This is a genomic window from Nostoc sp., from assembly GCF_036919895.1.
GTDB lineage: Bacteria > Cyanobacteriota > Cyanobacteriia > Cyanobacteriales > Nostocaceae > Nostoc.
Window position 1 is genome coordinate 76,410 of sequence record NZ_JBALBW010000060.1, and the last position, 19,730, is coordinate 96,139.

Sequence of the window (19,730 nt, forward strand, 5' to 3'; positions counted from 1 at the left end):
CTAAGTAAGATAGGAATTACACTTGATCTAGAGTGTAAAAATCTTAGAGAAAGAAATTTTCTTTTTATAATGCTTATGGATTTAATAGTTGAAGATTTAGCCGCAATTGATGATAAACTCTCCCAGCGTCATATTGACCTCGATCCCGGTGGATATTTCATTATTTACTTAGATAAAGACGCAAAGTTAATTTATGCCAAGCATTTTACAAATGTGATTGATGAGCGTGGTTTAGCTATCGATCCAGAAACAGGGAAGGTAATTCCAGCGCGAGAAAAGGTAGAACGAACTTACACAACGGTTTTTAGCGCGAGGACAGCGAAAGAACTTTGCGTGAAGATTTTTGAAGAAACTCAGCCCTCTCCTTTGACTCAATTAGATCATGCAGCTTATTTGGGTCGAGAATTTGTCCGGGCTGAGGTGGCTTTAGTCACAGGACAAGAGTATGTTCAAGACTAAAGTTAAAGTTAGGAGTTAATAGTTAGAAACTCCTAACTCTCTGATTACCCATCAGATGATGGCTGATTTATCTGATAGATATAGTAAGTCGCCATTGGGATAACAGTGGCGGCAATTAATAATCCGACAACCCAAGCAGTAGCGTTACCTTGGTTAGTTTCTTCTGCTTTCTTGTAGGTTCCTTCTACCTGCACATTGTCAGTGATTTGGGGTGGCCCTGGATCGGCTTTTCCAGAGAGGACGGTGACAAGGCGATCGCTTGCATCTAGAAATGCCTGATTGTATTTGTTACCATTCCGTAAGGGTACACTTACCGTTTCAGTAGCTACACTCTCGGCAATAGAGTCAGTAAGTATTGGTTTGACTTTATCCCCAGTAATAATGGCAGTACCATTGGTAACTGTATCAATAACCAATAAAGTTTGATTAGCTTGGGCTTCTTTTGTGGGAAACCATTTTTCAAACAACTCTTTGGTGAAGCTTCCTGGTGTTTCACCGTAGTCGAGGCGGCGAACAGTCACAATTCTAACTTCTTTGTCTGTTTGCTCTGCTAAATCCTCGAAAGCGCTGCTAATCTTACCTTCATTTAGACGGCTGATGACTTCACTTTGATCCAAAACCCAGGTGTTATTTCCTGCTGTGAGGTTGGGTATTTGATACACACCTGTGGCTAAAGCAGGTGCGGCAAACACCGAAGCTGCTAAAATAACCGTCACCAATGGTAAAATCAGCCGGATGAGGTGTTTTTGACTGCTAAATACTTGTTTGAGAAGCTGTTTCATCGTGTGATCCCTAAGACAGACTTGCACCAAAAATACTACAGAACCACTGCAAAAATCACTCTTCCCGGTTTTCTCCAGTATGAAATTTCTGTTACTGTCAGCAGATATACATTGTTACGGGATTTTTTTGATTGTACAAACTTGTTCTGAGGGCGGTTAAAAGCATTAAATTGACAAGAAACACCGCCCATTTTGAGAATTAACCCAAATGTTTAGAGCGGAATTTGCAAACCATCTAGAAATGATATCGTATAATCAATGTTTTTAGCTGAATCAAACATAAGTTTTCATATCTGCAAGTAGCCTTTCATTGATATCTGCATTTTTTATATTTTAGCTAAATCTATATCAATATAATAATATACATGACCATAATTTTAACTAACGACGACGGTATTGATGCCCCCGGTATAAAAGCTTTAATCAAAGCTGTAAACGGCAAAAATTTTATTATCGCTGCTCCTGCCGATCATCAGTCTGGGTGTGGACATCAAGTTACTACCACTCGTGCTATCAAACTTCAACGACGTTCTGAGACTGAATATGCGATCGCAGGCACTCCCGCCGATTGTGTGAGAATTGCCATATCACAAATTAACGCAGATGTCAAGTTTGTGCTTTCAGGTATTAATGCTGGGGGAAACTTGGGAGTCGATGCCTACATTTCCGGCACAGTGGCGGCTGTGCGGGAAGCCGCAATGCACGGTATTCCCGGAATTGCCATTTCTCACTATCACAAAGCCAAGCAGAATTTTGATTGGGATCTAGCCGCCAAATTAACAACTGAAGTTTTAGCAGACTTACTCAAGCGTCCCCTAGAACCGGGAAGCTTTTGGAATGTAAACCTACCGCATCTGCAACCAGGAGAAGCAGAACCGGAAATGGTATTTTGCCAAGCCTGTACCAAACCTTTACCTGTGAACTATCGAGTTGAAGGCGATGATTTTTATTATGTAGGCGAATATGGCAAACGCGATCGCACTCCTGGAAGCGATGTGGATGTATGTTTTTCCGGCAATATCGCGGTAACTCAGTTAAAGGTTTGACTCCAAAATCCAAAATTGCTATCCGATCTACAGTTTGTGTTGCCCGTTGTGGGCAAAACAAATTTTAAACATTATTCCTTATTAATACTCTACCCATAAAAGGATAGAGGATTCTGAATTCTGTTTATTAAGCAATTTAAACAAAAGCTTTGTAAATATTAAAGATTATTTATGGGAAGATCGCACTATATATTTAAAATAGATATAACCAGATAATCTCTAACTTTTAATTTGTTTAGATGTAGCTTCCATAAAGTCGAGAAAAACTTTTATAAGCTTATGAATTCCCTCACTACCCCCTGCAATTAAACCTCCTGTCAGCAATGCATCTAAACAACGAAAAATAACTAATTGAATTGGATGGTCTAAATCAATAACTACAAGTGGCTCAACTGAGCGAATGCCTATTGCACTCATTAAAAGACCGAATAAAAGAGATGTCCATAGAGCAATTATTCGTGTATCAGATTTATAGGCTGCCCTCTGGCGCTCTTTTTTATTTAAATCATCCATTTGGGGCTTGAATATTTTTAATGACTCTTGTTGGCTTTGTGTAAAATTTTGGATGATTTGCTGTTCTAAACTCATTCCTTCAGGCGGTAGTCCACTGACTTGATTTGATTCTAGAGAAGGAAATTGTTTCTGTTGAACTTCCATCAGTCTCATTTTTTCAGATACTAGATCCTTTTCTTGCTGAATACTAATATCTAATTGTTCGATGAATGGGCCTCGCCAAGTAGTTATGAAAACTTCTAAAGAACGTTCTAGTAACAAAGAAATAAATAATAGCAACGTAAGTAGTTGGATAATATCATTAACGCCAAATGGTTTTAAAGTAAATGGTTTAGATGATAGCCAAGTTGACAACGTTACGACTAAGAAACTAATAATGATTAACCCAATAAATAGAGGAGATTCTGGAGAAAGCTTTTGCAACGTATCTATGCTCCTGTTTCGCGTCACAATATCTAACACAGCCTGGAGGTGAGAACTACACCTGCTGAGTAACTTAACAACGTTAATTTGATAGAACAGTAAATAATTTATTACCCAGCCATTTTTTCCAGCAGTATGATGGGCTATGCCAGAAGATGAGTAGCATTTGAGTAGCGCGATCGCTAAAAAGCAGGGTAAAAATGGCTCGGTGAAGTAGCAAACGAGTAGCACAAGCGCTATAGTTGGCTAAAAGCTTGGTTTTGTGTGATTTGCTTCTTTTTTGACAAGCCAAGGCATCTGCTTGCGACCTCTCAAATTTTTGTATTGTAATATAGTTGTAATATTTTCTCGGCGTTAGCGATCGCGCTTCAGAAGTTAAGAGTCAGAATAAAAATAATTAATAGTTATAGATAGTTCAAGTATATGGGTCGTTTTTTTGTCGCCCTTCTACCACCGCAAGACATTCAAGACTACGCCAACGAGATTAAGCAGTACTTTGCCGATCGCTATGCTAGTAGTGGGGCGCTAAAGTCTCCGCCTCATATTACCTTGCAACCGCCCTTTGAATGGGAAAATACTAGCTTGCCACTGCTAGAAGCATCTTTGGAGGAGTTCGCTAGTGGACAACAGCCAGTAGCAATTACACTCAAAGGGTTTGATGCCTTTTCACCTCGTGTTATATACATTGATGTAGTCAGAAGTCAAGAACTTTTGAATTTGCAAGCTGATTTGATGGCTTATATAGAAAGCAACTTGGGAATTGTTGACGAAGTTTCTAAAACCCGCCCTTTTGCGCCCCATATAACGGTTGCATTTCGGGATTTAAAAAAGCAAGACTTTCAAGCTGCTTGGCCAGAGTTTGAAAAGCGTCAGTTGCATTTTGAGTTTACTGCTGACAAATTAACCTTGCTGCTGAACGACGGTAAGCGCTGGGATATTAAACGAGAGTTTGCTTTTTTCTCTGATAGTAATTGAGCAATGTCTTTGTGATGAACGCTGGCAATATTTGACATCCCAGCTAATTTTATTTTGAATTAATTGGTGATTTATATATTCTGTTTTCTTACCTAAGAATGAAGATGAGTTTTTATATGTTGTCAACGCCAGAGAGTCAGTTAGGTAGTTCTCTACCAGATTAATTTTGATAAGTTCATAGTGGGTAGAGCAGTAGGGATGCACAGATAGATGTGCGTCCATACTACGTAGTATCATCAATAGTTGAGAATAAGCGATCGCTGATTCTTTTTACTGTATGTGTAGTTGCCTACGCCGAATGTCTCCTAGTAAGCAACTTGTTGTCACACATCGCTTAACTTTTGGAACGCCTTGCAAATAAGATATGTTAGATTTGTTTTTTTCTACTTACCTAATTTTTGTAAAACAAGATACATTAAATGGTAGTTTAGTAGCAAAGGAACCAAAAAGTATGGCTATTAGTAGCCCTGAAGTCATCCGTCATATATTGATAGGGTTGGGATATTTAGCCCCTGAAATTGATCCAAAGCCGGATCTCACTAAATTCGCTCCCTGGAAGCGGAATAACAACTCATTGACAGACGATCCTACTGAAGAAGCGATTAAAAAGTTTCAGAAACAGTACTCACAAAAACTTGTGGTAAATGGTAACGCTGATGCCGAGACTCGAACTGTAATGGAAGATACAGTCAAAGGGCTTCAGAATAGATTGAAGTTTCACGGTTTTGCAACCAATGCCGAAATTCCTCAAGACTTGCCTTTTTATGGGCCAGCTACTTATACAGCAGTCAAGAAATTTCAGAAATCTCAGGGTTTAACTGAAAATGGCATTGCCACTATTGAACAGCGTCAAATTCTCCAGCAACCTAGCCTAACAGATAAGCCCCACCCACAATCACAACTCAAACTGATAGATTTGTGCTTTCAATTCAAAAAGAATCCTCAAAATCCTTCTTACATCGCAGCGTTAAATAACTTACAACAAAACCTACCTAAAGACGTTTTACACAAAGTTACTAACAAATGGAGAGGGACAAACGATCAAAACCCTGAGATTGTCAAGTTGACGAATGTGTTCACTTATTATGATGACAACAATCAAAACCATCGTGATGCACTAAATCACCTACAAAGTCAGATTACCCCAGCTATTTCTCAAGCATTTTTAAGTCTCTGGAATAAGAAGTGAAGAAATGGGGTTAGCGGGGCTTTAGCCCATGCTGATAACGATTACATCTGAGGTTGCTCCCCAACAAGAGGATTTTTCCCCCTGCCCCGATTTTTTTGAGTTAGGCACTGTTCATGCCTAGACACAACGTTTATTTTCCTTAAACAGTCGATAATGTAAATAAATGTAAAAAATTCTCAGGCAGGATAGAAGCATCTATGCGTGTAATTTTGATGACTGGTAAAGGCGGCGTGGGCAAAACTTCTGTTGCTGCTGCAACTGGACTCCGTTGCGCGGAACTAGGCTATCAGACATTGGTTTTGAGTACAGATCCCGCTCATTCCCTAGCAGACAGTTTTGACATGGAACTGGGACATGCACCCCAAAAAATTCGCCCAAATCTTTGGGGTGCAGAATTGGATGCGCTGCAAGAATTGGAGGGAAACTGGGGTGCTGTAAAACGTTACATTACCCAAGTTTTACAGGCAAGGGGTTTAGATGGGGTACAGGCAGAAGAATTGGCAATTTTACCAGGCATGGATGAGATTTTTGGCTTGGTAAGGATGAAACGCCATTACGATGAAGGTGAGTTTGATGTTTTAATTATCGACTCAGCCCCCACGGGGACTGCACTGCGCTTGCTGAGTTTACCTGAAGTCGGCGGCTGGTATATGCGCCGTTTTTACAAACCATTTCAAAACATCTCGGTAGCACTTCGCCCTCTGGTTGAACCCTTTTTTAGACCAATTGCTGGTTTTTCGCTACCAGATAAAGAGGTGATGGATGCACCTTATGAGTTTTACGAACAAATTGAAGCTCTGGAAAAAGTATTAACAGACAATACTCAAACCTCAGTGCGTCTGGTAACAAATCCCGAAAAGATGGTGATTAAGGAGTCTCTGCGGGCCCATGCTTATCTGAGTTTGTATAATGTTGCAACAGATTTAGTTGTGGCTAATCGAATTATTCCCAGCGTTGTTCAAGACCCATTTTTCCAACGTTGGAAGGAAAGTCAGGAACAATATCGCCAGGAAATTCATGATAATTTCCACCCTCTACCTGTAAAAGAAGTTCCACTTTTTTCTGAGGAAATGTGTGGATTAGCTGCATTAGAACGCCTGAAGGAAACTCTCTATAAAGATGAAGATCCGACTCAGGTTTATTACAAAGAAACGACCATGAGAGTCGTGCAAGAGGAAAACCAATACAGCTTAGAAATTTATTTACCTGGTATTCCTAAAAACCAAGTTCAACTCAGTAAGAATGGAGACGAATTAAACATCACTATTGGCAACCACCGGCGCAACTTAGTTTTACCACAAGCCTTAGCAGCACTACAACCAGGAGGGGCAAAGATGGAAGATGACTATCTGAAAATTCGCTTTACTGACAATATAAGAGTTTAAGTTTGTTGCTTCGGCAATCTTTGACAAAAACTCAAAACTCAAAAGCAATAATTTTTTATTGTAGCTAGTACAGACGCATTTTTTAGCGTCTGTTTTTGTGATATTTTGATAAATTTTTATAAAAGGTAAATAATATTTTTCTTAATGGTTTGACCGTGGTTTTACTGAAGACAAATTACTTAAATAAATCTCAAAATGGACTTAGATTTAATTATGTCAATTTCGCAAATTATTAATTGATTTTGTTATAAGCAATGACCTCCAACCCCGAACAAGATTTATCCTTGTATCGTCATGAAGAAAGTTTACTCCGCCGGATTACAAACCGTATCCGACGAAGCTTAGAGTTTGAAGAAATTATCACAGTGACAACGGCAGAAGTGCGATCGCTCCTAAAAACTGACCGAGTGATGATTTACAAATTTCATGCCGATGGCAATGGTCAGGTCATTGCTGAGTCTATCTATAATAATCGTTTGCCGTCATTGCTGGGGCTGAATTTCCCGGCTGATGACATTCCACTCAACGCCCGCGAACTATTTGTTAAATCACGGGTGCGTTCTGTTGTAAATGTTGATACTCAAGAAATTGGTCAAATTCACTTGCGTGACTTAGATAATGGAGAAACTATATCAGAGGAGATTCGTTACCGTTCTGTAGACTCCTGCCATATTGAATATTTGAAAGCAATGGGGGTAAAGTCCTCTGTAGTAGCCCCTATTCTTTATCAAGATCAACTTTGGGGGCTGCTGGTGTCTCATAATTCCCAAGAGCGTTTGATTTCAGAATATGAACTAGAAGCAGTACAAATGGTAGTAGATCAGCTGTCAGTAGCGATCGCTCAAAGTTCCCTGCTCACTCAAGTCCGCAAAACAGCCGAACAAGAAAGGATCGTAAATCGCATTGCTACGCTGCTGCATTCACTACCAACGATTGTATTACAACCAGCCCTAGAAGCGGCTGTTGCTGCCTTTAATGGCGTTGGTGGCAGGCTTTGCATTAGAAATGAAGCTTTTGATTTCCACAATGGCAACGTGACTAACTTAACAGAATGCTTAATACCAGGAAATACTTGTATCAAGCTTTACATCTGTGGGCAGCAACCTGTGATGCCAGAACAAACTATATATCCACTCATAGAGCAGTATAGTGTCTGGCAAGAACACTACAATTCGGGTAACTACGATGTTTGGCCGATTTTAGATATATATAACACTCCTGGTTTGCGAAGTTTGCAAGTTGCTTTTCAACGAACTAAAATTCGCAGCATGTTGATGATCCCACTCCAATATCGTCAGCAGTTGCTGGGCTACTTAAGTATTTTCCGCAACGAAATAGAGACAGAAACTCTATGGGCGGGACAGTATGACAGCGATCAAAGGCAACTGTACCCCCGACAATCCTTTGAGGTTTGGCGCGAATCTAAAAAAGCACAAGCTCAAAAATGGACGGTTGAAGAAATTGAACTGGCTAGAAACTTGGGTAAACACTTTGCTTCAGCAGTTCAGCAATATGAACTATACCAACAAGTACAAGTCTTCAATGAAAACTTAGAAAAACAAGTTAGAAGACGCACAGTTGAGTTACAACGGACATCTGAACAAGAACAGGCTGTATTTAAAGTTATTGCCGAGATTCGAGAATCTCTGGACACAGATACTATTTTTCAAACCACTACTAAAGAAGTTTGTCAATTAATCAAAGCCGATCGCGTTTCTGTTTATCGTTTTGATTCTAATTGGGGTGGTGAATTTGTTGGGGATTTCGAGGCTGCTAGTCCATACTGGTCGAATGAATCCGAATTAGGTATTAATACAATTTGGAATGACACCTACTTACAAGATACACAGGGAGGACGTTATCGCAACAATGAAACATTTGCAGTCGATGACATATACAAGATGGGATTTGCTCAGTGTCATATCGACAATCTAGAGCAGTTTCAAATTCACGCTTTTGTGCTTGCGCCAATCTTTGTTGGGCAAAAACTTTGGGGTTTACTAGCAACTTATCAACACACTGGCCCCCGGCAATGGAAAACCTCTGAAGTTAACTTTCTCAGTCAGATTGCTGCCCAAATGGGGGTAGCACTCCAGCAAGCGGAATTACTCACTCAGACACGAGAACAGACATTAGATTTGCAGCAAGCAGCAGAACAACAACAGGTATTGTTTGAAGTTGTGGCGAAAGTTAGGGAATCTCTCGATCTAGATGCGATTTTTCAGACAACCACCCAAGAAATCTGTAAATCATTACAAGCAGATCGAGTTGCAGTTTACCGCTTCCAGGCTGATTGGAGTGGTGAATATATCGCCGAGTTTGTGGGTGATGGTTGGATAAAGCTAGTAGGTTCTGACACTAAGACAGTTTGGCAAGATAGCTATTTGCAAGAAACCCAAGGTGGGCGATATCGTCACAATGAAGCCTTTGCAGTTGATGACATCTATGAAGTTGGCCACTCTCAATGCCACGTTGCAGTTCTAGAGCAAATTCAAGCAAGAGCTTATGCGATCGCACCCATATTTATCGGACAACAGCTATGGGGCTTGCTAGCAGCTTATCAGAACTCTGCACCCCGTCATTGGGAAGCTTCGGAAATTAAATTTATCACTCAAATTGCCAATCAGCTTGGGGTTGCGCTCCAACAAGCCCAATTGCATAATCAGACGAAAGAGCAGACAGAAAAGCTGGCTTTAGCTCTGAATGATTTAAAGCAAACTCAAACCCAACTGATCCAAACTGAGAAAATGTCCTCATTAGGTCAATTGGTAGCTGGTATTGCTCATGAAATTAATAACCCGGTGAACTTTATTTATGGCAACATCAATCATGTTAATGATTACGCCGAAGATTTACTCAGTATATTAGACCTCTATTTGCAAAATTGTCCTAACCCCAACCCTGAGATTCGCGATCGCGCATTTGAGATAGACTTAGAATTTCTCATTGAGGATTTGCCCAAAACCTTATCTTCCATGAAAATTGGCATCGATCGCATTCGGCAGATAGTCTTGGGTTTACGGAATTTCTCCCGCCTCGATCAGGCAGAAATGAAGCCAGTTGATATTCATGAGGGCATTGATAGCACCTTACTAATTTTGCAGCATCGCTTGAAAGCCAAACCGGAAAGTCCGGCGATTAAATTAGTCAAAGAATACAGCAACCTTCCTTTAGTAGAGTGCTATGCCGGGCCACTGAATCAGGTCTTTATGAATGTTTTGAGCAATGCGATCGATGCTCTAGAAGATTATAGAGTGTCTACATCAAAACCTCATAGCAGTCAAATTACCATCCAGACTGCGCTCGCAGAGATGGAAGGGAATGTTAAAAGTGTAGTTATTCGCATTGCGGATAATGGAGCAGGAATACCAGAAACCCTAAAGGCAAGAATTTGTGACCCATTTTTTACTACTAAACCAGTGGGTAAAGGCACTGGCTTAGGGCTATCAATTAGTTATCAAATTGTCGTAGATAAGCATGGTGGTGTGTTTAAATGTGATTCTCAGCCAGGGTTAGGTACAGAATTTTGGATTGAAATTCCGGTTAAAAAAATCACCAAATCGTAGAAATCAAAAACCAACTTGCATAGTCTAGCTTAAGGCAGGGTAATGCAAAATGATTCGCAATGCCTATCGAGTTGCACGCGGTTTACAACATCATTCTCTTCAGCATATCGATACTGCACTCAAAGCGACTAAGCGTGCTGTTTACGATATTGAACATCATAGATAGAGACTGGATGGGCGAGCATAGACCTCGCCCCTGATTTTTAACTTCTCAGTTGCACCGGCATAGCTAAATAAGTCATTTTCAAACCACCCAATGGTGTAAAAATAACTGGAGTCAGGCTTTGATTTAGATGCATTTGAATTTCAGAAGATGGTAATTCTTTTAAGCCTTCCATCAAATATTTAATATTAAAAGCAATTTCAATGTTTTCTCCAGAAATTTGTGCCGGCATTGACTCTCTACCACTACCCACATCTTGAGCTTCACAAGATAAGGTAATTTCTTGAGCTTCGCTATCAATACTGACCTTGACAATATTATTTTTCTGATCGGCTAGCACAGCAATCCGTTCCAAAGTGCTGACGAATTGTCGCCGTTCAATTGTCACTTCTCGCTCAAATTGACGCGGAATCAATTGTCGATAAGCAGGATATTGCCCTTCTAATGTGCGACTAGTCAAGCGTTGATTTTGCCACGCAAAGACAACTTGACCTTGATCGAAATACAAAGCTACAGGTTCATCTGATGAGGCGCTATGAGCTAGCATTCGTTGGAGTTCGCGTAATGCTCTCGCTGGTACTGTCACCTCCAGTTGACTAGTTCCACCTAGAGGACGCTCGTTGCTAGTTTCTACCACTGCTAGGCGATGTCCATCGGTAGCTGCAAATTCTAGGGTATCTTGTTTAACTGTTAAATGGACTCCTGTGAGTACCTGCTTGGTTTCATCACCACTTGTCGCAAATAATGAACCCCGTAATCCCTCAATTAATGCGACGGTGGTGAGATGGATTACTTCGGTATTTTCAATTACAGGTAGTTCGGGAAATTCCTCAGGCCCCATTGCTCGGACTTGGTAATGTCCGCTCTTGGGTGTGAGGGTGACTATTAAACCTTCTCCACTGGATGTTGCACCTGTAAGGGCTGATTCATCGTCTAAAGTGATTTCGCCTTCTGGAAGACGAGAGGTGATATCTACAAGTAACTTAGCAGGAAGTGCGATCGCACCTCCTTGCCATACCTCTGCGTTAAAGCTGGTGCGGATTCCCAAGCTGAGATCGAAGGCTGTTAAGCTGACTTGGTTAGTTTCAGCATCCGCTTGTAACAGCACATTGGCAAGTACTGGATGAGTTGGTCGTGAAGGTACTGCACGACTGACGAGTGAGAGGTTTGTACTGAGATCGCTTTGGGAGCAAACTAATTTCATAAGTCAGATTCAGCTGGTGAAGGATATCGTAACATCCTTCGCGTCTAGGAAAACTACGTAAGCTAACAGGATGGGAATTTTCTCAGAGCGCCATTTTTTATAGACATACTTACCCTAAAATATACTCTTATTCAGCAAGAGCTAATCAGTAGGCTTCTCGAACTTAATATTAAAAACATGGATTTATTAATTATCCTGGCTGAAGTCAGTCTTGTAATCTTCGTTTTCCTTTTAGTGAACTGGCTTCTAAACAACGTCTTCAAGCAAATTAAGAAAAACTCCCTAATTAAAGGCGAGGGAAGAACTATCAAAATTCTGCGTCGAAATATTAATGCGTTTTTAATACTCACTTGTTTGCTAATCTGTATTCTGATTCTAGGTGCTAATGGTTTTCTACTTTATCGAGGCGAAAAGATACAACAATATACACTCTTATTAATTGAGCGGATCCCATCAGCATTTTGGGTAACTTTAGGAATTGGTAGTGTTCAGAACATTGGTATTTTTATTTTAGCGGCAATTATTCTGAAATTAGTAGGCTATTGCCTTCAGGTAGCTTGCATTCGAGCTAAAAATATTGAACAAAGTACTACCGACGATCAAAGTATTGATACTTTCTTTAAAAACCTCAATAATATTGTTACTACTGGTATCTGGTTGTGGGCTTTTATTTTGTGTAGCAAGTTTCTCAAAGTACCAGTAGTAGTATCTGAATATCTGTATATACTACTGCGGATCTATCTAATCGTTGCTATTGGGTTACTTATACCTAAAGCAATTACTGCTATTATTGATAGCCTAGATGCTTTAAGTATAAGATATTCTAGTCCTGATAACCTTTTAAGATTTTACGATCGCCTACGACACCTAATCCCTTTTTTGAAGCGGTGTCTAGAATTTGTGATTTATATCTGCGTAGCGACATTAGTGATCCAGCAAGTCCAATTCATCGCCTATATTGCAGTTTTTGGGCCTAGAATCGTTAAGATAATCGGAATTATATTCATCAGTCGTGTTTTTTTCGAGGTCATTTACTTACTTATTGAAGAGGTATTATTCAAAGACCGGAAATTTCAGCGACATTCAAACAAGCAGACGTCTTACCCTCGTTCCTCTCATTCGTAGTTTTTTACAATACTTAGTTTATTTTGGTGTCGTTGTTTCCATCCTTTATACCCTCGATATCAATCCTACTCCTATACTCGCTGGTGCAGGTATTCTAGGTGTCGCTATAGGTTTTGGGGCGCAGACATTAATCAACGATATAGTCTGCGGCTTTTTTATTCTGTTTGAAAATTATTACTTAGTCGGTGATTATATCCAGGCTGGGAAAGCGGAAGAAAAAGTTGTAGAGGGGTTTGTAGAAACTATTGAATTGAGAACAACTTGTGTCAGACACCCAAATGGTCAATTACAAATTATTCGTAATGGCGATATTGGCTCAATCACCAACTACTCTAAACAGTATATTTTTGCAGTGGTGGAAGTTAGCGTGCCTTATGACTGTAATTTAGCTCATGTCTACAAAGTGATTGAAGAAGTAGGAGAACAGCTAAAAGAAAATGATCTCGCTGTACTTGAACCTACGTTGGTAGATGGAGTAGAGAGCATCGGAGAGTCAAATTTATTGCTACGGACGTTAACGAAAGTAAAACCAGGAAAGCATCTTCAAATACAGCGCGTTCTCAGGAAAATTTTTACTGATGCTTTCATGCGAGAAGGAATTACGATTCCTCTACGTGTTGAGAATAGCGAATCTTAGAATTAAGGTATAGCGGTTCTCGTTTACGTGAGGTACTCATGATGTATCACTAAGAACATCAAACCAGATATTCTTAGATTACATCTTATGCTGACTTTTTGCTTAAGTTGACACCAATGGGCACTGCCGTGCCCCTACACTTCGCGATTAATGTTGTACCGCATCTGAATGGGAACCGCTATAGTAAATTACTTTGTTTAATTTTTGATAATTGGGAACTCTAATACAAACTCAGTCCCTTTTCCCAGGGTTGAATTTACAGTAATTGAACCTCCATGTTTTTCTACGATGATTTGTCGCGCGATCGCTAATCCTAATCCTGTCCCTTTACCAACAGATTTTGTAGTAAATAAGTGGTCAAAAACCTTTTGTTTAATTTCTTCGCTCATCCCTAAACCATTATCTTTAATACTAATAATCACCTGTTTAGAGTCACTAGCTTGGGTGCTAATTGTAATCCAATTAGGGTTAGTTTGAATTTCTTCAAAGCTGCGACCAATATTTGACTCTTCTAATGCCTCAATTGCATTTGCCAGGATATTTATAAACACCTGATTTAATTGACCAGCAAAGCATTCTACTAATGCTAACTGACCATATTCTCTGATAACTTGAATTTCTGGGCGAGATTCTGAAGCTTTCAGGCGATGTTTGAGAATCAGAATAGTGCTTTCAATACCATCATGAATGTTACAAGCAACGGGGCGATCGCTATCAGCACGAGAGAAGGTTCGTAAAGAAGTGCTAATATCTCGAATTCGCTTCACACCTTCTCGCATTGAACCGACTAGCTTAGGTAAATCTTCACGGATATAATCGAGGTCAATTGCTTCGATTTCATCTTGAATTTCGGCATCAGTATTGGGATATTTCTGCTGATATAAATCCACCAACCCAAATATATCTTTGATGTAATCTAAAGCTGGTTGAATATTGCCACCCAAAAAGCCGATGGGGTTGTTAATTTCATGTGCCACCCCTGCAACGAGGTTTCCCAGTGCCGACATTTTTTCACTTTGCACCAATTGCACTTGGGTCTGCTGAAGTTCTGCGAGTGCTTGTTCTAGATTTTGTTTTTGTTGTTTTAGTTCTTCTTGTGCTTGGTGACGTTCGGTAATATCTTCTGTCACTGATAAAATGCCAAAGATATTTCCCTTGGCATCGCGTAAAGGCATCTTACTCGTATCCATCCAAGTTTGCTGACCATCTTCCCGTTGCCATTGTTCAATTATGTGGAGTTCTGCTTGACCGGACTCTATGACGCGGCGATCGCACATCACAAACCAATCGGATTCTTCTTTGCTCGTCTGTAAGTCATAATCGGTTTTACCCACAATTTCATCAGGTGAACTTAAGTTCAATACAGTAGCTAAACTTTGATTACAGCCCAAATAAACTGAATTGATATCTTTCCAGCCTACCCAGTGTGGAATAGTATCAAACACTAAACGCATCAATTGTTGAGTTTGTTTGAGGGTTTCAATCGATGCAAATAATTCCTGGGTTCGTTCACTGACTCGTTCCTCTAGTTGCTGGGTGAGTTGTTGTAGTTCTGTATTTCTCGCTTCAAGAGACTGGCTCAATTGATTAAGCTTTAAATGAGTCCGCACCCGTGCTAAAACTTCACCCTGTTGAAAGGGTTTGGTGATGTAGTCAATGGCTCCTAGTTCAAAACCAGTGACTTTATTGACCGATTCAGACAGTGCGGTTATAAAAATAATCGGAATATTTCGGGTTTTTGCATTGGCTTTGATGCGCTGGCAGGTTTCAAAGCCATCCATCCCTGGCATCATCACATCCAGTAAAATCAAAGACACACTCGTATGTTCTAGTTGCTGTAAAGCGCTTTCACCACTGGTTGCGATCGCCACCTCAAAACCAGCATGGGCTAAGGTGTCTGAAAGCACCTTTAAGTTATTTGGCACATCATCGACAATCAGGATAATGCCATTTTCAAACAGGTTTGTAACAGGATTATTCAATGTAAGGGAATTTGTAGAGAATGCTGTCATAGCAAAGATGGTAATGAGGTAACAAAGGGTTTCTTAGACTGGAATTAGTAGATTAACTCTTAACATTGGGAAGATATTTTTCAATAAATGTTCGGATTTTTTCAGTCTGGAAATTATCTGCATATTGACGTATTTCTTGAATAAACGGGTGATACTTCTCATTTGCTTTTTCCAAGGTTTTTAGCTGTTGCTCGATCGCCATCAAGCGTCCCTGCAATGCCAATGTGTGTAACTGCGATAAAACCTCATCAGTTGGGGGAACGATCTCATCTGGGGTAGATGACGATATTGCCTCTGAGTTGGCTGTTATTGACTCCACAGCAATGGATTCTTGGTCATAAACCCATTTCAGATTCAGGTATTTTTCCAACAACTTCAGTAGCGCTGGAGCTTCTACAGGCTTGGGTAAAAACGCATTGGCTCCGGCTGTGATACTCTCATTTTGGTTACTTTCAAATACGCTAGCTGAAGAGGCGATCGCTGGAACATTCTTTAATTCCGGAATCTGTCGCAACTGTTGCAGCATCTCATAACCATTCATTTCTGGCATCATCAGGTCTGTAATAATCAGATCGGGATGAATCTCCTGCGCCATTGCCAATCCTTCTCGACCGTTACTGACGGCAATCACTTCAAAACCCAAAGGTTCCAGTAAACTAACCACAACTGACCGATTCTCCCAACGGTCATCTACTACCAGCACCTTGAGCTTGCTGCCTTCAAATCCCAAAATCCTCCCTTGCTTAGTTGTTCGCAGACTTGTTGCCCATTCTTTAGCTTCAGGTAGTTCGACCTCAAACCAAAAGGTGCTACCTTTTCCCACCTGGCTTTCCACATTTAGAGTGCTACCCATTAGAGAAACGATTTGCTGACTGATTGCTAGTCCTAGTCCAGTACCTTCTGCTTGTTTCTTCGTATCACCCACTTGTTCAAAGGGTTGGAAGATTTTCGTGAGTCCTGTTGGTGATATCCCGACTCCTGTATCTTCGATCTCAAAGCGAATTTGATAGATTGAAGTTTCTAGTTCGTGAGTTTGAACGCGAAACGTAACTCCGCCTTCGTCAGTAAACTTAATCGCATTGCCCAATAAGTTAATTAACACTTGGCGTAGGCGTTTTTCATCGACTGTAATGCCAACAGGTAAATTAGAATCAGGTTGATAGATAAAGGGAATTCCTTTTTGACCGGCACGCACGCGCATCATCTCCGCAACACCTTCCAGAAGTGCTGGAAAATAAGCATCTTCAGGATACAATTCCAACTTGCGGGCTTCGATTTTTGCGAGGTCAAGGACATCGTTAATCAGATTGAGCAAATGATTGCCGCACTGATAGATGATATCTATACCTTTTTTAGCTCGTTCTGTTAAGGGTTCACCATTTTGGAGAATTTGGGCATAGCCCAGGATGCCATTGAGCGGAGTTCGCAATTCATGGCTCATGTTAGCGAGAAACTCGCTCTTAGCAAGGTTTGCACTATCAGCTTTCTCTTTTGCTTCTGCTAGTTCTAGTGTCCGTTCTTCTACTTTTTGTTCTAAGGTGGCAAAGGAGGTTTGCAACTGTTTGGCCATGCTATTAAAAGATGCCGAAAGTTCGCCAAGTTCATCGGTGCGATTGCTCGCTAGAGTCGCATTCCAATTTCCCGTTTCTAATTGCTTGGCGGCGCTATTGAGTTGTAAAATCGGTAGTACTACAAGCGATCGCGATAGCCAACGCACTAAAGCTACAGTCAGTAACAACACAGCCAAAAATGTTACCAGAGCAAATCCGGCAACCCGAATTTCCTGCCGCACTACAGAACTTGCATCTAATTCAACCACCAAAAATCCATTCACCCGACCCTGAAGATTGCTTATTGGGGCATAGCCGTAAAGAATAATTTCGCCATTTGTACTGTGCTGAAATTCCTGCTCAACAAACGGTGCATTGTGGGCAACGGCTGTATACAAATCATCTAATGACTTTGTGTAATCCATGCCAATCAATACAGTTTTACCTCGATCGGCAGGGTCGTAGTTTAAGACATAGACAAATTTTTTATTTGGTTGTTGACGTACTGTATAAATACGTAATATATCTTTACTAGTCGCTTGAATAGATACAAGCCTATCTTGATTAATTTTGTAAAAGGCTGAGGTGCGATCGCTACGCTGGAGAACTAATCCATGATAATCGCTATCAATTTGTGGAACTGCCAAACTGACAATCGCCAAAAGACGATTACGAATTGCCTGCCGTTGACTAGAGTACAACTGCCAGTACATTCCCGATGCTATTGTCCCAGCCATCACTGCGATTAGCACTGAATAGGAAGCAATAATTTTTGTGCTGAGGTTCCAATTTCGCACGCTCTGTAGCTCCTTTTACAGCCTCAAACTACTTATACAGGTAGTGCATTTTTAGTCACTCCCAATGTTATTTTTGCCCAATTATTTCTAAAATGCCCACTTAATTTATCAAATGAACAGTTTAATTGGGAATTGGGAATTGGGCATTGGGAATTGGGCATTGGGAATTGGGCATTGGGCATTGGTTATTAATTCTTCCCCCTCATCTCCCTCATCTCCCTCATCTCCCTGCCCCCTGCCCTCATAGCCCAAGGCTAGCGCGGTAAGCTGCGCGTTGAGACTCGCGCCCTACTTGGTTGGTAATCTGCTCCCATCCTTGGGCAATCTGTTGCATTGCTTCATCTTTCGTAATTTTTTTGACCAAGAACTTAGATACGACAGCATCGAGAACTTCAAATTGATATTGCTGATTATGGGGAATGCTTAAATTCAAAACTATGTTGGAACTATTCAGGCTGACACCGATCGCTCCGAGATAGTTGTTGGCAGCTTCAGACGACAGCCCTGCTTTAATCCAAGGATCTGAGTTTTCAAATTGCGAAATTCGGTAGGGATTAAAGCCCGTTGTCCCGATTGTCACATCCACATTAGACTGAGCGGGTTGACTCATGTAAGAGAGAAAACTATAGGCGGCATCTTTAACATTTGCTGCTGCCTTAGCATAAACCACACCCGTCCAACCAACATTGGCAGCATAAGGTGCATGATTGACACCATCAATGAAGTATGGACAGGTAAACTTATCACAAGCTACCAGTTGATTGGTTTTGCGATCGAGGACTTGAGTTGTGCCTGGAGTGATGACAGCACCCACTTTATCCATCACTTTAGACACAGACCGATCAATGGATAGAGGCCCAACATCGCCCCAATCAATGGTCAGGGCGCATCTGCCAGTGATGAATAATTCTCTAGCTTTAGAACCACCCAGATTTTCATCATGGGGAACTCCATAATCCATCGTTTGTTTGTAAATATCTAGTGCTTTGGCAAAAGCTAGATTGTTCACCAAAGGCTTCATGGTGTCTGGGTCAAAAAATGCTCCTTGTGCTGTTCCCAAAGACTGCAAAAAAGGAGTGGCAATAGATATCAACATACTGCTACTATTCTCGTGGGCACGTTTGGAAATACAAGAGCCATAGTCTGGTTTACCGTCGCTATTTAGGTCTTTGCCGTGAAACCGTTTTGCGATCGCCAAATACTGCTCCCACGTTTCTGGAGGCGTTAATCCAGCTTCCTTTAACAGATCGCTGCGGTAATAAACCATGTGAAAATCGCCATCCAACGGAATACTGTAGATATGTCCTTTATAAGTTGCACTAACATTCCGAAAGATAGGAGCGATATCTTCCCACCTCAAGGCAGCATCAGTCTTCACTCGTGCTGTTAAATCTTCTAAATAGCCAGCATCGATAAAGTCGATCAGCCATTGAGGTAAGATGACTGCCATATCGTACTTTGAATTCTTACCAGACCAGTTGTTTTGTAATATAGTGTAGAGATTTTTAAAGGGAACACCCGTTAGATTCACCTTTGCTCCAGTCAAGGCTTCAAACCCAGCAATCCGTCTCTGAGTGCCTGTATGAATGGCTTCATCATGGGTAATGACATTAATAGTTACACCATCAAAGCGTTGTGTAGTCGGATTGATCTGGGTAGGACTAGGAGATGAAGCTGTTTGAGAACTGGGTGGGGAGAGGCTGCAACCTGGAACCCCTAAACTCAACCACAGAGCGACCAGGAAAATCAGACCATATCGAACTCGCTGCCACACAGAACAAAAGTTTTGCCAATTAGACATTTTATAATTCTTATCCTCTGGCTTTGAACTGCCAAATCTTGACGATTTACAGATTTATTGTTCCCAGATATATTGATTTTTTATTACGCTTGAGTTAAGCTTT

Annotated in this window: 14 protein-coding genes; 8 read left to right on the plus strand and 6 right to left on the minus strand. The window is 40.8% G+C overall.

What is annotated here, in order from left to right; all coding sequences use genetic code 11:
* The first annotated feature begins 75 nt into the window (after window positions 1–75).
* A complete protein-coding gene (locus V7K55_RS11215; RefSeq protein ID WP_334831164.1) occupies window positions 76–459 on the plus strand; it encodes a DUF4346 domain-containing protein in 384 nt (127 codons plus the stop codon).
* Window positions 460–503: 44 nt separating this feature from the next.
* Here the strand turns inward: V7K55_RS11215 and psb32 are convergent, their stop codons facing one another.
* The gene (gene psb32, locus V7K55_RS11220) at window positions 504–1,241 is read right to left on the minus strand and encodes a photosystem II repair protein Psb32 (protein ID WP_334831166.1); all 738 of its coding nucleotides are present in this window, start codon (window positions 1,239–1,241) and stop codon (window positions 504–506) included.
* A gap of 365 nt (window positions 1,242–1,606) precedes the next feature.
* Between psb32 and surE the strand changes: the two genes are divergently transcribed.
* On the plus strand, window positions 1,607–2,287 hold the full coding sequence (surE, locus tag V7K55_RS11225) for a 5'/3'-nucleotidase SurE (protein ID WP_334831168.1): 681 nt from the start codon (window positions 1,607–1,609) through the stop codon (window positions 2,285–2,287).
* Between the two features lie 219 nt (window positions 2,288–2,506).
* Here surE and V7K55_RS11230 read toward each other — a convergent pair whose 3' ends face one another.
* Window positions 2,507–3,454, minus strand: a complete 948-nt coding sequence (locus V7K55_RS11230; protein WP_334831170.1) for a hypothetical protein — start codon at window positions 3,452–3,454, stop codon at window positions 2,507–2,509.
* A gap of 192 nt (window positions 3,455–3,646) precedes the next feature.
* On the opposite strand from V7K55_RS11230, the gene V7K55_RS11235 reads away from it, so the two are divergent.
* The 4 genes from V7K55_RS11235 (at window position 3,647) to V7K55_RS11250 (ending at window position 10,338) form a co-directional block, all read left to right on the plus strand.
* Window positions 3,647–4,198: a 2'-5' RNA ligase family protein gene (locus V7K55_RS11235; RefSeq protein WP_334831172.1), complete on the plus strand. Its 552-nt coding sequence runs from the start codon at window positions 3,647–3,649 to the stop codon at window positions 4,196–4,198.
* Window positions 4,199–4,649: 451 nt separating this feature from the next.
* Entirely contained in the window at window positions 4,650–5,387 is a 738-nt protein-coding gene (locus tag V7K55_RS11240) for a peptidoglycan-binding domain-containing protein (RefSeq protein WP_334831174.1), read from the plus strand.
* Between the two features lie 197 nt (window positions 5,388–5,584).
* On the plus strand, window positions 5,585–6,772 hold the full coding sequence (locus tag V7K55_RS11245) for a TRC40/GET3/ArsA family transport-energizing ATPase (protein ID WP_094340516.1): 1,188 nt from the start codon (window positions 5,585–5,587) through the stop codon (window positions 6,770–6,772).
* A gap of 254 nt (window positions 6,773–7,026) precedes the next feature.
* Complete coding sequence (locus V7K55_RS11250; RefSeq protein ID WP_334831177.1) at window positions 7,027–10,338, plus strand: GAF domain-containing protein; 3,312 nt, start codon at window positions 7,027–7,029, stop codon at window positions 10,336–10,338.
* A 203-nt stretch (window positions 10,339–10,541) separates the two neighbouring features.
* On the opposite strand, the gene dnaN is transcribed toward V7K55_RS11250, so the two are convergent.
* Window positions 10,542–11,705: a DNA polymerase III subunit beta gene (dnaN, locus tag V7K55_RS11255; RefSeq protein ID WP_334831180.1), complete on the minus strand. Its 1,164-nt coding sequence runs from the start codon at window positions 11,703–11,705 to the stop codon at window positions 10,542–10,544.
* A 177-nt stretch (window positions 11,706–11,882) separates the two neighbouring features.
* On the opposite strand from dnaN, the gene V7K55_RS11260 reads away from it, so the two are divergent.
* The gene (locus V7K55_RS11260) at window positions 11,883–12,830 is read left to right on the plus strand and encodes a hypothetical protein (RefSeq protein ID WP_334831182.1); all 948 of its coding nucleotides are present in this window, start codon (window positions 11,883–11,885) and stop codon (window positions 12,828–12,830) included.
* Window positions 12,748–13,467, plus strand: a complete 720-nt coding sequence (locus V7K55_RS11265) for a mechanosensitive ion channel family protein (protein ID WP_334831184.1) — start codon at window positions 12,748–12,750, stop codon at window positions 13,465–13,467. The genes V7K55_RS11260 and V7K55_RS11265 overlap by 83 nt, the downstream gene beginning before the upstream one ends.
* 197 nt (window positions 13,468–13,664) lie before the next feature.
* On the opposite strand, the gene V7K55_RS11270 is transcribed toward V7K55_RS11265, so the two are convergent.
* From V7K55_RS11270 to V7K55_RS11280, 3 genes are all read right to left on the minus strand, one after another.
* A complete protein-coding gene (locus V7K55_RS11270) occupies window positions 13,665–15,479 on the minus strand; it encodes a hybrid sensor histidine kinase/response regulator (protein WP_334831186.1) in 1,815 nt (604 codons plus the stop codon).
* Between the two features lie 52 nt (window positions 15,480–15,531).
* Window positions 15,532–17,826, minus strand: a complete 2,295-nt coding sequence (locus tag V7K55_RS11275) for an ATP-binding protein (RefSeq protein WP_334831188.1) — start codon at window positions 17,824–17,826, stop codon at window positions 15,532–15,534.
* Between the two features lie 241 nt (window positions 17,827–18,067).
* Complete coding sequence (locus tag V7K55_RS11280) at window positions 18,068–19,627, minus strand: ABC transporter substrate-binding protein (RefSeq protein WP_334831190.1); 1,560 nt, start codon at window positions 19,625–19,627, stop codon at window positions 18,068–18,070.
* Window positions 19,628–19,730 lie beyond the last annotated feature (103 nt).

What these genes read in the sequence shown, in the direction of transcription:
- V7K55_RS11215 (WP_334831164.1), top strand. Translation starts at nt 76, where the DNA reads ATGGATTTAATAGTTGAAGATTTAGCCGCAATTGATGATAAACTCTCC.
- psb32 (WP_334831166.1), bottom strand. Translation starts at nt 1,241, where the DNA reads ATGAAACAGCTTCTCAAACAAGTATTTAGCAGTCAAAAACACCTCATC.
- surE (WP_334831168.1), top strand. Translation starts at nt 1,607, where the DNA reads ATGACCATAATTTTAACTAACGACGACGGTATTGATGCCCCCGGTATA.
- V7K55_RS11235 (WP_334831172.1), top strand. Translation starts at nt 3,647, where the DNA reads ATGGGTCGTTTTTTTGTCGCCCTTCTACCACCGCAAGACATTCAAGAC.
- V7K55_RS11240 (WP_334831174.1), top strand. Translation starts at nt 4,650, where the DNA reads ATGGCTATTAGTAGCCCTGAAGTCATCCGTCATATATTGATAGGGTTG.
- V7K55_RS11245 (WP_094340516.1), top strand. Translation starts at nt 5,585, where the DNA reads ATGCGTGTAATTTTGATGACTGGTAAAGGCGGCGTGGGCAAAACTTCT.
- V7K55_RS11250 (WP_334831177.1), top strand. Translation starts at nt 7,027, where the DNA reads ATGACCTCCAACCCCGAACAAGATTTATCCTTGTATCGTCATGAAGAA.
- dnaN (WP_334831180.1), bottom strand. Translation starts at nt 11,705, where the DNA reads ATGAAATTAGTTTGCTCCCAAAGCGATCTCAGTACAAACCTCTCACTC.
- V7K55_RS11260 (WP_334831182.1), top strand. Translation starts at nt 11,883, where the DNA reads ATGGATTTATTAATTATCCTGGCTGAAGTCAGTCTTGTAATCTTCGTT.
- V7K55_RS11270 (WP_334831186.1), bottom strand. Translation starts at nt 15,479, where the DNA reads ATGACAGCATTCTCTACAAATTCCCTTACATTGAATAATCCTGTTACA.
- V7K55_RS11280 (WP_334831190.1), bottom strand. Translation starts at nt 19,627, where the DNA reads ATGTCTAATTGGCAAAACTTTTGTTCTGTGTGGCAGCGAGTTCGATAT.